Origin of the sequence: Streptomyces sp. NBC_00385 (assembly GCF_035917155.1) — a bacterium.
GTDB classification, from domain to species: Bacteria; Actinomycetota; Actinomycetes; order Streptomycetales; family Streptomycetaceae; genus Streptomyces; species Streptomyces poriferorum.
This window is the reverse complement of record NZ_CP107951.1, coordinates 31292-43770: the sequence shown is the minus strand read 5'-3', so window position 1 is coordinate 43770 and position 12479 is coordinate 31292. Positions and strand designations below refer to the sequence as shown.

Annotated in this window: 9 protein-coding genes; 7 read left to right on the top strand and 2 right to left on the bottom strand. The window is 69.0% G+C overall.

Annotation, left to right across the window (positions count from 1 at the left end):
• Positions 1 to 109: 109 nt before the first annotated feature.
• Both OG959_RS00185 and OG959_RS00180 read left to right on the top strand, forming a co-directional pair.
• Positions 110 to 1255, top strand: coding sequence for an FAD-dependent oxidoreductase (locus OG959_RS00185; protein ID WP_326655829.1), 1146 nt, complete (start codon positions 110 to 112; stop codon positions 1253 to 1255).
• Between the two features lie 731 nt (positions 1256 to 1986).
• Positions 1987 to 2205, top strand: a complete 219-nt coding sequence (locus tag OG959_RS00180) for a transposase (RefSeq protein WP_326655828.1) — start codon at positions 1987 to 1989, stop codon at positions 2203 to 2205.
• Positions 2206 to 2566: 361 nt separating this feature from the next.
• Here OG959_RS00180 and OG959_RS00175 read toward each other — a convergent pair whose 3' ends face one another.
• Both OG959_RS00175 and OG959_RS00170 read right to left on the bottom strand, forming a co-directional pair.
• On the bottom strand, positions 2567 to 3199 hold the full coding sequence (locus OG959_RS00175; protein WP_326655827.1) for a hypothetical protein: 633 nt from the start codon (positions 3197 to 3199) through the stop codon (positions 2567 to 2569).
• The gene (locus tag OG959_RS00170) at positions 3196 to 7848 is read right to left on the bottom strand and encodes a phage tail protein (RefSeq protein WP_326655824.1); all 4653 of its coding nucleotides are present in this window, start codon (positions 7846 to 7848) and stop codon (positions 3196 to 3198) included. Before OG959_RS00170 ends, OG959_RS00175 begins: the two co-directional genes overlap by 4 nt.
• A gap of 274 nt (positions 7849 to 8122) precedes the next feature.
• On the opposite strand from OG959_RS00170, the gene OG959_RS00165 reads away from it, so the two are divergent.
• From OG959_RS00165 to OG959_RS00145, 5 genes are all read left to right on the top strand, one after another.
• Complete coding sequence (locus OG959_RS00165) at positions 8123 to 9649, top strand: phage tail sheath family protein (RefSeq protein ID WP_326655823.1); 1527 nt, start codon at positions 8123 to 8125, stop codon at positions 9647 to 9649.
• A gap of 69 nt (positions 9650 to 9718) precedes the next feature.
• Positions 9719 to 10162, top strand: coding sequence for a phage tail protein (locus OG959_RS00160; RefSeq protein ID WP_148016754.1), 444 nt, complete (start codon positions 9719 to 9721; stop codon positions 10160 to 10162).
• Complete coding sequence (locus OG959_RS00155) at positions 10162 to 10605, top strand: hypothetical protein (RefSeq protein ID WP_326655822.1); 444 nt, start codon at positions 10162 to 10164, stop codon at positions 10603 to 10605. The genes OG959_RS00160 and OG959_RS00155 overlap by 1 nt, the downstream gene beginning before the upstream one ends.
• A complete protein-coding gene (locus OG959_RS00150) occupies positions 10602 to 10745 on the top strand; it encodes a DUF6760 family protein (RefSeq protein WP_187284983.1) in 144 nt (47 codons plus the stop codon). Before OG959_RS00155 ends, OG959_RS00150 begins: the two co-directional genes overlap by 4 nt.
• 178 nt (positions 10746 to 10923) lie before the next feature.
• Positions 10924 to 12477, top strand: a complete 1554-nt coding sequence (locus OG959_RS00145; RefSeq protein WP_326655819.1) for a hypothetical protein — start codon at positions 10924 to 10926, stop codon at positions 12475 to 12477.
• Positions 12478 to 12479: the final 2 nt, after the last annotated feature.

The window sequence follows — 12479 nt, the reverse complement described above, 5'->3', positions numbered from 1 at the left end:
TGCTTTTCTGGTCTCGGCAGGGGCTGCCGCCCATCAGGGCGCGGCACCGGACATCTCCGCGCAATGGGCGCGGCGTCACCGGAGTCCTGCCCGGCGAAAGGAATCCCCCATGTACTCTCCGACACCCACCAACGCACGCATCGGCATCATCGGCGCCGGCCCGGGAGGCCTCACATGCGCCCGCATCCTGCAACGGCACGGCATCGCGGTGACCGTGTACGACCGCGATCCGGACGCGGACTCCCGGAACCAGGGAGGCTCGCTCGACCTGCACGACGACGACGGCCAACTCGCACTCCGCGAAGCGGGCCTGCTTGAGGAGTTTTTCGCGCTCGCCCGGTTCGACGGGCAGGAAATGCGCCACCTGGACCCGGCGGGCAACCTCCTTTCCCACCACGTGCCGGACGAGGGCGAAACGACCAAGCCCGAGATCGACCGCGGACAACTGCGCGACCTGTTGCTGCGCTCACTCGCCGCAGGGACGGTCCAGTGGGGACGCACGCTCGAGTCGGTGAGCGGGCCGGCCGGCGGCCCCCGAACTCTGACGTTCACCGACGGGACAACAGCCGAGACCGATCTCGTGATCGGTGCGGACGGCGCCTTCTCGCGCGTACGCAGAGCGGTGTCACCCGCAACACCGCGCTACACGGGGGTCAGCTTCCTCGAAGCACACTTCGACGACATGGAGAACGCGCACCCCGAGCTCTCCGAACTGGTCGGGAAGGGCAGCGCGCACGTCGCCGACGGGGAGCGTGGTCTCTTCGCGCAGCGGAACAGCGGCGGCCACATGCGCGTGTACATCATGCAGCGCGTCCCCCTGGACTGGATCGAGGCGAAGGGGCTCAGCCCCAGTGACACGGTGGGCATCCGTGCGCACCTGCTCGACGCGTACGCGGCGTGGTCGCCCCGTACCCTCCGCATGATCACCGACAACGACGGCCCCTACGTCGATCGCCCGATCCTGGCCCTGCCGGTCCCGCATACGTGGGAGCACTCCCCGGGCGTGGCACTCCTCGGGGACGCCGCACATCTCATGCCTCCGCTGGGTGTCGGTGTCAACCTCGCGATGCTCGACGCCAGCGAACTCGCACTTGCGCTCGTCGGCTCCGCGACTGTGGACGACGCGGTGCGCGCGTACGAGAAGACGATGCTGCCGCGCTCGGGGGAGATCGCCCAGATGCTTGAGGGGGGCGCCGAGTCGATGCTGGCCGTGCCCAACGCTGACGACGAGCGAGTCGGGCAGGACCGGCCTTGACGCGCGCGCCGAGCCCGGGCGGCCCGTTCGCCTTGCCTCTTCCCTCTCTCGAATCGCGAGGAGACCGGCATGACGTACGCACACATCTCTGACGAGGTGTTCAGTCGCCCCGACGGCACCACCTTCATGCTTGATGTCCCTCGCCCGTCGCATGACGAACAGCTTCCGGCGGTTGACGGGCCTCGCTGACGGAGGCTTCCTGGTCGCGACACTGGACTCCTGTCTCGCGCCCGAGCACTCCCGGCGTCGCCTGTCGAGGCCGTCATCGCAGCCGGCGAGTACCTGCGTCGCGAGGCGGACCGATTCCACCTCGACCCACAGGCCATCGAAGCCGGGTAAACCTCGGCTGGCGCCTCGCTCTCCACCGTGCCGCGCTGCGACGGCCGGACCTCTTCGGAGCGTTCGTGCACTACTGAGGCCGAGCGACTTCTACGCCTCGGCATCCCGAAGCCCCATGGAAGCTTTCCTGCTTGGCGCGCCAATGGAAGCGGCCTGCCTCGGTGGCGAGGGCGACGAGTACCTGGATGGCGTCAGGGAGGCCGGCCCGATCTCCCTAGCGGACCAGGCGGCGCGGCCGATTCTCCTCGTGCCCGGCGACCTGGACCGCCTGACGGGCCTCGCGGACGCGGAGGCGCTGCACGCGAGGGGCATCTGCCGTGCCCCAGATCACGGGCATGGGTAGCGGGCGCGCATCTCGGTGATGCCTTGAGCTGCGCAAACGAGCGGTCCGTATGGTCGCCGAGGTCCGTGGTGACTATCCGAACGAGTCGGTCGCACTGCGGGCGGTCGCCCAGAAGCTGGGCATCGGTTCGGCCGAGACTCTGCGGAACTGGGTGAAGCGCGATGAGATCGACTCCGGAAAGCGTCCGGGGACGACCACAGAAGGGTCACCGCAGATCAAGGCGATAAAGAAGGAGATCGCTGAGCTGAAGCGGCGAACGACATCTTGAAGGCGGCGGCAGAGCGTTGCCTTGACCGGTTGAATCCAAGGGCACGGCTTCCAAGATCATGGAGTTGTCGACGCCCCGTGATTCGACTGGAAGACCGTGCCGGAAGGCCGCGCCCCAACCTCCCAGATTTGTAACTGGACTGGACGGGCTGCTCCGACAAACACGGCGATCCCGTATCTGTGAACCAGATCTTCTCGTTCGTGCCGACTGGGGCGATCAGTCAGGACTCGGGCGTGCCGATCTGCTGGATCAGCAACGCCTCCTGGGGCCACTTCCCGGGAGCGGATGGAGGCCTCCTGGACGAAGAAGGAGCCGTCGGTCACCGAGTTCGGCCTGGTCGAGTCGGGCTGAGGGTGGCACCTCAGGACTGTCCGCCGAGGCCGGAAGTCAGGTCGCGCTTGAGGCGATCGATGGCCTCCACGATGTCACGGGCCTCGTCGAGCATCTCGTCCGCCACCGCGTGCCCGGGCCCGTAGTAGCGCTCCTCCACCTGGGCGTAGAAGTCGGCGTAGTACTCGGCCAGGACGTCCAGCAGCGAGTCGCCGTAGCGCGGAACTTCGGCGGGTAGCTCCTCCAGTACCGTCCAGACCGCGCCCTCGATGCCGTAGACCGTGGTGGCGCCCTGGGCAAGGTCGGACAGGCGGTAGCAGAGCATGGAGTCGCCGTGCTTCGTCTCCTCCTCGTCAAGGCAGACGAGGGGGAGCAGGTCGGGGTCCAGATCGGCGACGGCCTTCTCGTACCGCTCCGGCGTGGGAGGAGCAAACGGGACTGAGTCCCGGCCAGGCCTGGTGATGAGGCGCCACGGCTGGTTGGCCGGGTAGTAGTCGGGCAGCTTGGGGTCGATCCCCGAGTCAGCGATGGCGAAGATTTCGTCGGGTAGCTCCACCCCGTAGCACTCGGCCAGCGCCTCGCGGGCACTCCGTCCCTGGTCGTAGAGGGCCTGTACGCGGGCGGCCATCGTGGCGTATCCCTCGCGCGGCGCTGTCGGACTCACTTGTCGGTTCCCCCTTCAGCAGGTGGAACGATCTCGTCCAGGTAATGCTTGATCTGTGCCCAGGTGTCCACGAGGTCGGCGGAGGTGAGCACGCGGACGATTTCCTTGGTGACTTCCCCAGCCTTCTTTACCAGATCCTCGCGCGCCTCCCGCCTGGCGAGGAGTTCATCGACTCTTGCATCGATAGCCTCCAGTCGAAGCCGGAGCTCCTCGGTAGCGAGCGCCTTCGGATCGCGTGCCATCATTCGCACGACACTTTCCACCTCGGAGTAGACCTTTTTCGTCAGCCCCTGGGTGGCCCAGCCGGGCGCGGACGTTTCCGACTTGGACATCTCCATGGCGAGCCGGTTCGCGTTCGCGTAGGTCTGCGACTGGCCCAGCAGCGCGTCGGCAGGATCTGGATTCCGCCGACCGGGCCGGACCGCGTGCAGGACCTCGGGCTCGCCGATACCGAACCCCCGGGAGGAGTCGTGGATGAGGGGGTCCGTCGTCGTCGCGGCCTCATGGACGTAGGCCACGAAATCCTGGTCGTCGCCGCGGTATCCCCTCGCCAGCCGATTCCGCATTGCCCAGCCCTCGGCAGCCTTCTTGCCCCAGAAGGGCTTCTTGGCCCCCATCATCGCCGGGTCCTGGAAGATGCCCGGTTGTTCGCCCTGGTCGTGTGTCCATGCCTTGATGAGCATGTTCGGCTCAGTCGGGTAGATCATCCGCGGCAGGACCTTCGCCACGGCTGCTCGGATCGCCCGGTCGATCTCGTTGCCCAGGACCGTCAGCTGAACTCTCCGGGGATCCGCGTCCGCGGCCCAGCTGACGCCCTTGAAGGAGTATCCGCCGATGGTCAGCATGGGGTGCCGCTGCATGTCCGCGAGAACCTTCGTGTACTTCGCGAGGACACCCATCGGGTCCTCGCCGACGGTGGTCAGCCCACCGTCCGGATCCTGGCTGAAGACGTGCACCCGATGGTTCCGGGTGGACAGAATGTCCACCGCCTGCTGGGTGTACGTCGAGCGGAGCACCTGTTCCCGCAAGGCGCCGTACGGGAGCGACTTACTCTGCCGCATCGTCGACTCCTCATCCTTCGCCCTCGTGCGGTCGCCCTCGTCACTCAGCTCCGCGTACGCCTTGCGTACTTTGCTCAGCGGCACCGCCTTGCCACCGGACTTGGGGAACCACCGCGGCTCCCAGAGGAAGCCGAAGACCGCCATCAGCATGTTGTCGCGCTCCGCCACACCCGAGACGGCGTTTGCTACCTCCTTGCCGGCCGTCTCAGTGGCCTCGATGTCCAGCCTTTCGAAGGCGTTGACGCCCGCGATGACCGCCGTCCGGTGAGCCGCCACGGCCTGCAACTCCGGGTCACCGGCCCAGGCCTGGTCCAGGTAGCGGGTCGCCAGATCGCTCTTGGCTTTGTCGGGCGTGGCGAGAAGGTTGACGGCGAAGCCGGTGAAGTCGTCCTTCACTTCGAAGCCACCGTCGGGGAAGGGCTGCAGCTGCTCGTTCACCGTCCCGACCAGAGTGGTCTTCAACTGGGCCATGCCTTGAAGCGGGCCGATCTTGTACGGGAAGGCCTCGCCGGCCGCTGGCACCTGGCCTTGCTGCTGGGTGGTGTTCGGCGCGATCTTGACGGTGGTCGCGATTTGTTTGTCCCGGGTCACCCCGGTGAACGGCTCCATCCCGATGGTGAGCTTGAGGCCGCGGGCACGGCTGTCGAGGCGCCTCTGCTGGGACACGGTGATGTTCTTGGCCGCAGCGACCTTCCTGGCGTACGCGGTGCGCAGGTCGCCGTCCTCGGGCTCGGCGGTGCCGCGCAGCGCGTCGAACGACTCCGCGATCACGGCGCGGTTGAAGGCGCGGTGGTCCTTCGCAGCGTACCAAGAAGCGCCGTTCTCGCCCTTCGCGATCCAGCCCTTCCCCTCCTCGGTGGTGGCCTTCTTTGCGCCCTTGCTGGCCGTGGCCCGGACCGTCCAGGGGGTGCCCGCCTCGCCGACTACGACCTGCACCTGTACGCCGCCGCGGGCCGCTCCGGTCCTGGCCAGGGCCGATTCAAGCTCGGCTCGGCCGACGAGCTGCGTATCGGTTCGCTGCCGGGCTACGGCCCAGCCGCGCTGTGCGGCCTGCCGGGCGATGACGCGCACGTCCAGGGGATCGGCCTCCTTGCCGTCCTTGCCCATGCGTTTCGCCCAGATCTTCTTGCCCGCCTTGGCGATGAAGCCGACGATCTTGTCGATCGCCCGGTTCACCGGCCGCGCCACCGCGTGGAAGACCTGCTTGACCTTGTTGGCCAGGCTCCCGATGCCCAGCAGCGACGCCAGGAACCCGATGAGCAACGGCACGCTCGCCGCCAGAGCCGTCTCGACCATCTTCGGGACGCCCGCCTGGCCGCCGTTGGCTATGGCGACCACCGCGTCCAGTACCGAGTTGACGAACTCCGCTATCTGCGCGCCCTGCGTCACCACGAACGTGACGATGTCGATGATTCCCTTGACCGCGCGGATGAACGCCGACGCCGGGTTGAGCAGGGAGAGGATCCACGTGATGCCCGCGATGATGACCGTCGGGATCAGATAGCTCGTCAGCTTTTCCAGGATCGTGGCCTTGAGGTCGCCGGCCTCTGCCTCGATTTCCTTGACCGCGCCCGCCGGGCCCTCGGTCGCGATGCTCTTCGCGACCGGGACCGATGTCTCGACCGCCGCCATCGCCTCGTCCGGGACACCCTTGCGGGTGACGCGGGCCTTGATGTTGTCCCAGGTCAGGCCCAGCAGTGAGCCGATGAGCTGGATGATGCCCTTCATGTCGAACTTCTGGGGGAGTTCCAGGCCCGCCTTGACCGCGGTGCCGAGCAGCCAGGAGACGACGCCCGTCTTCAGGTGCTCGGCGATGTTCGTGATGAAGAGGTTGAGGCCTGCGCCGACCGCGCGTACCAGGTTGCCCAGGAAGCCGATGGGGTCCTTGATGATCTTCATGATGGCGCCGGCGGCCTTGGCGAGGATGCCGAGGAGGAGGTTCTTGAGCTCGTTGATCGTCTTGATGACGCCGACGATCGCGTCCTTCGCCTTGTCGATCAGGCCCTTGTTGGCTTCCTGGAGCTTCTTGATCTCCTCGTCGATCTTGTTCAGGGCCGCCGTGTACTTCGACGCGAGGTCCTGGACCAGCTGCTCCGATTTCTCGTTGACCGTGGCTTCCAGGTCGTCGAACTTGCCCGCGAAGTCCTTCGCTGCCTCGTCGCCGAACTGCCGCAGGTCCGCGGGGAGTTTGTCGACCTCGGCCTTGAGCTCGGTGCGGCCCTTGGCGATGCGGGCCTTCGCCCTGCCCAGTTCCGTTCCGATGAGGTCGGCGACCGAGGAGATCACCGTCTGCATCTGGGCGACGTAGAGCTTGCGGGCCTCCTGGTAGAGGTCGTTGGCCGCCTCGGGGAGGCCGGCGAACTTGTCCTTCACCCAGCGGGCCTTGCCCGTCCAGCCCGAGTAGCGCTTGTCCTTGTACTTCTTCATCCGGCGCTTGTGGTCCGCCGTGAACGCGTCCCGGGCCGACTTCTCGCCTGCCGTGAACGCCGTGTCGACCTTCTTGTCCAGGTCGGAGAGCGTGGTCTCGACGTCCTTCTTCGTGCCGTCATAGACCTTCTGGAGCTTGGCCGTCACCTCGGCGCGCTTCTTCTCGTCCTTCGACTTCGTCTCGCCCTTGCCGCCGTCCACCTTCTGGCCCGCCTGCGCGCGGGTTGCCGTGAGGGCCGTCATGGCGGCGGCGCCGGAGGCCGCCGCGCCTGCCTTGGCGGTGGTGAGTTGCTGGTTCTCGGCTGCCTGGCCCTTCGCGGGCGCCTTCGCGGAGTCCGTCTCGGCTGTCTTCTTCGCCGACAGCGCCTCGTTGAAGGCCGGCTCGTTGCTCTTGGCCAGCTGGTCCTCGGTGACCTCGGCGTCCGCCATGTGCTTGTCGTTCTCGGCCGGGCCTTCGGAGAAGTCCGTGACGGCGGCCGGTTGCTTCGCCGGAACGGCGTCCGCCGCTGAGGGGGCGCCGGGGTTGCCCGGGGGCTGGTCCGGGGCGAGAGGGGTGACCGCCTTGTCCTTGGCGGCCGAGGTGTCCGGTGGGGCCTTCGTCGCCGTGTCGATGTCCTTGGCCGAGGACTCCTTGCCGTCCGAGACCTTGCCGTCGACCTCCGCCTTGACCTTGTCCGCCTTGCCGGACTTGGAGAACTTGTCGGCCTCGTCGAGGTTCTTCGGCGCCTGTGCGTCGATCGCCTTGTTCACCGCGTCGACGAATGCCTTCTTGTCGAACTCACCGGGCTTCGCGGCGTTCATCTTCTCGGCGTTCGCCGCTTTGCCCTGGGCTTCCTTGTCGTCAGGGGGCGCGACCGCCGCGTCCTGGGAGGCCTTGGACTCCGCAGCCGCAGGCGGGTGGACGGCGATCCGTGTCCTCTTCGCCGCCACGGCCGCCTTCATGCTGCGGAAGCCGGGGGCCTGGGCGGGAGACGGTGTGACCGGGGCCGTGTAGCGCTGGGCGACGAGGCGGGAGACCGCCGCGTTGCCGGCCGCCCGTTGCAGGCGCTGAAGGGCTCGGCGGTCCGGGGCCGGTGAGGACGGCGAAGGGGCCTGCTCCGTGCGAGGGGCGGCGTCGGGGTGGGCCGGTGCGGTGGGGGTCTTCTCCGGAACCGACTTCATCCGACCCTCCCGCCAGCCACAGATCCGCCCGGACGTCGTGTGTCAGGCTGCCGCGCGCGTACCGGGCCGGTGGAGGATGCGCGGGCCGTGGCCGGGGCACGTCGCCGTGGCGTGTGAGGTGCCGGCGGCCTGCCTCTTCGGGCAGCCGTCCGTGCACGGCGGGGCGGCCGAGTATCCGTTCCCGGTGATCGCGCCAGTGATGAGAATGACTCGCGGTCCCGACCATGGAACGGGGCGAGGAGCACATCGAGGAGCGCGTCAAGGAGAGGCTCATATGCCGTCGTACCTGTCCCCGGGCGTCTACGTCGAAGAGGTCGAGTCCGGGTCCCGGCCGATCGAAGGGGTGGGCACCTCGGTCGCCGCCTTCGTCGGCTTCGCCCAGCGGGGGCCGTTCGACGAGCCGACGCTCATCACCAACTGGAGCCAGTTCGCCAGTACCTTCGGCGACTTCGTCGACGGCATGTACCTCGCCTCCTCCGTCTACGGCTTCTTCGCCAACGGGGGCGGCATCTGCTACGTCGTACGCATCGCCGAGGGAGCGGACACCGGTGCCGGGGAGCTGGCCGCCGGGGCCGAGGTCCAGATCGGGCCGTACGCCGTCAAGCCCCGGGCGGGTGTCGCCGGTGAGATCAGTGTGGAGGTCGCGGAGGCCGAGGGCGACGACCCGCCCTCCGACGTCTTCCAGCTGATCGTGAAGCGGGACGGGCAGGTGGCGGAGACGTACCCGTCCGTGACCACCAAACGCAGCAAGGAGAACGTCGCGACCCGCGTCAACGCGAAGTCAGAGCTCATCGAGATCCGGGAGACGGGGCGCGGCGCCGCCCCGGCAAGGCCCGACGTCCAGTCGGTCGCGCTCGCGCCCGCCGCCCCCGCAGCCGGCGGTGCCGGAGCACTCGCCCCCGAGGCATACGTCGGTGACGCCGACCGCCGCACGGGGCTCGGGGGGCTCGAAGCCGTGGACGAGGTCACGATGGTCGCCGTGCCCGACCTGATGGGCGCGTACCAACGCGGGCTGCTCGACCTGGAGTCCGTCATCGCCGTTCAGCAAGGGCTCATCAGCCACTGCGAGTTGATGGGCGACCGTGTCGCCGTCCTCGACCCGCCGCCCGGCCTCTCACCGCAGCAGGTCAGGAGCTGGCGCATGGACCGGGCCAACTTCGACTCCAAGTACGCCACGCTCTACTACCCCTGGATCAGCGTCGCCGACCCGGCCTCCGGACGCGCCACCCTCGTACCGCCGAGCGGCCACATCGCGGGGATCTGGGCGCGCAACGACGACACGCGCGGAGTGCACAAGGCGCCGGCCAACGAGGTGGTGCGCGGGGCCGTGGCGCTGCAGACGCAGCTCACCAAGAGCGAGCACGATCTGCTGAACCCGATCGGGCTCAACTGCATCCGCTCCTTCCCCGGGCGCGGCATCCGGGTCTGGGGCGCACGGACGCTCGCCTCCGACCCGGCCTGGCGCTACCTCAACGTCCGGCGGCTCTTCAACTACCTGGAGGAGTCCATCCTCGCGGGCACGCAGTGGGTCGTCTTCGAGCCGAACGACGACGCGCTGTGGGCACGCATCCGGCGTACGGTCTCGGCGTTCCTGGTGAACGAGTGGCGCAAGGGCTCCCTCTTCGGGCTGACACCCGACGAGGCGTTCTACGTGAAGTGCGACCGCGAGACCAACCCGCCCGAGAGCGTCGACGCGGGGCAGGTCATCTGCGAGATCGGCGTCGCACCGGTCAAGCCCGCCGAGTTCGTGGTGTTCCGGCTCTCCCAGCTGACCGGCGGCACCGGGGGTGTCGACGAATGACCGGGCCGTCGGCTCCGCCGCGATCAGCAGTGACCCGCCCGTCCTCGAACCTGGCGTAAGGAGCCCGTTGTGCCGCTTCCCGATCTTGACAGTTCCGTCGGACACTCCTTCGGCCTGGAGTTCGACAGCGTCATCATCAAGCAGATCACCGAGGTCAGCGGTCTGAAGATGGAGCAGGACGTCATCGAGCTGAAGCAGAACACCGCCGACGGCAAGTACGCCATCAAGAAACTGCCCGGCCGGCCCAAGGCCGGTGAGGTCACCGTCACACGCGGCCTCACGGAGGACAACAGCTTCGAACGCTGGATCAAGGACTCCCGGTTCGGCCGCATGATGAGCGCCCGGCGCAACGGAGCGGTCATCGTCTACGACTACGAGGGCCTGCCCATCAAGCGGTACAAGCTGATCAACGCCTGGCCCAAGTCCCTGGAGATCGGCACCCTGAAGGCCGGTGACACCTCGGTCCTCACGGAGAAACTGTCGATCACCTACGAGAGCATGGAGCTCGACTGATGCGGCGCACGGTCCAGTTCCAGGCTCCGCAGGGGGAGTCGGCGGAGCGGGAGAGTGCCGGGCGGCGCGAGCCGTTGCGTACGGAGTTCGCCTTCGACCTGCCCCGCGGGTACGTCGACGAGTCGGGCACCGTGCACCGCTCCGGAGTGATGCGACTCGCGACCGCCCGCGACGAACTCGTGCCGTTGCGCGACGATCGGGTGCGGGAGAACTCCGCATATCTGTCGGTCGTTCTGATCTCCCGGGTCGTGACCCGGATCGGAACGGTCGAGGACATCCACCCAGGAGTCATCGAGGACCTGTTCGCTTCCGATCTGGCCTTCCTCCAGGACTTCTACCGCCGGATCAACGCGGAGGGGCACACCCGCGCCGCCGTGTCGTGTCCGTCCTGCAAGGAGGAGTTCGCGGTGGATCTCGCCGGCGGTCGCCTGGGGGAATCGTGACGTACGCGGCCGACCTGCTCTACGAGGAAGTCGCGTACCTCGCCTACCACTTCCACTGGCCGCTGGACGACCTGCTGGACCTGGAACATCCGGAACGGCTGAAGTTCGTCGCACAGATCGCTCGCCTCAACGGGCAGTAGCGAGGAGCGCAGGGAGGGCGGGAGAGTCATGGGGCTGATGTCCTGGCTGCGCGGCGGCCGTTCCACCGGTGGTGACCCGTCCCCGGGTGATGCGCACGCTGCGCGGCCGGACCGGGTGGACCGTGTCGATGTGAGCCGTCCGGCACCTGTGCAGCGGTCCGTGACAGGACAGGATCTCGTGATCGACCCGGATGGATTCCAGGCGGCGCTGACCACGAGGCAGGACACCGCACTCGGCACACCGCTGGGCCATCTGGTCAGCCCGGACGCACCGGCCGGGCTGGTGCACGGAGTCGCCCTCGCGGCGCCGGGGAGCCCTGCTCCCGCGGTCCAGCGGACCGTCGAGATGCCGCTGCGGCTACGGAGCAAGCCCGCTCCGGTGGCTGTTCAGCGCGTGTACGGGGAGAGCGTTCCGGCTCTGACGACCGCTGCCGGATCGTCGGCCGAAGCCGGTCTGCCCGTACGGCACCTGGTGGGCGACGAGCCGCTCGTACAGCGATCGGAGGCAGCCGGGCAGAGCGATGCGGTGCTGGACACGAGCGAGGCTTCGCCGGGTGCGGCTGCGCTTCGGCGCACGGATTCCTCCCCCTCGGCGCAGCCCCCTCGACGCACGCCGGGACTCGGGGCGCCGCTGCCCGGTCTGCCGCCCACCGCGCAACGACAGGCCCATCGGCCATCGGACGTTCAACCGGCCTTGCCCCGGCCGCCGGTGGCGCGGAGAGAACCGACCTCAGCGGCCTCGGCCGACGAATCCTCCGCTTCGGCGGGCGACGCAACGCCGGTGGCTCCGGAGATGCACGTGCCGTCCGACGGGACGGAGGCGGCCGCCGCGGTCGCCCCGCTGCTCGGTGATGCGCCCCTGGCCGGTGCGGACTCCGGGGGAGAACCGGGCGGGGAGGACGTGGCCGTCGCGACCCCGACACCCACTGGCCCCGTGCAGCGCTCCGCGGCCGTCCCCGCCGGAATCCCGCCCGTACCTCCGCCCGCCGCCGGCCCGACCGCACCACTTCTCGGGGATCGGCCGCTCTCCCTCCGGTCCGCAACTGATCCCGGACCTCCTGCCGGCGCGGTCGTTCAACGCGCGCCGGAGGGCGGCGGGGCGCAGCGGATGCCGGCACCGCCCGCCGGTCCGCCGCCGAGTGAGCCCTCTGCCGTACCCGTACGGTGGACCGCCCCGGATCCGGGAGCGCCTTCCGGTCCGCCGGCGGCACTTCTCCGGCGTGCGGCTGCGCCCGTACAGCGGCAAGCGGCCGGGGCACCGGCCGTCCAGCGGCGGACGGGCGGGGCGCCGCCCGTACCCGCGTCGGCGGCGGTCCGTACCGGCGGCCGGGCCGCCGCGTCCCCGACCGCCGGTTCCGTCGCCGTCGCGGCCGGGGTGGCCCAGCGGATGGCCGACGGGAGCGTCGTCTTCGGGGCCGCGCCCCTGCACGGCACCTCACGGCCGGTCGTCCAGCGGGACGCCGAGATCGCCGAGGAGCCACCACCGCTGCCGGAACCCGAGCCGCCTCCCGCAGCGGAACCGGAGCCGGGACCCGAGGCGTCGGCCGGTCCCGGGGTCATGCCGGCAGTCGCCGACTCCGATGCCCGCGCGGGAGCGGTGGCAGGGCAGGGGGCCCCGCCCGTGACGGACGAGCTGGTCAGGGCGCTCTACGGGCCGCTCAGCCGACTCCTGAAGGCCGATCTGCGGCTCGACCGCGAGCGCGCCGGATTCCACATCAACACCCGCCACTGACG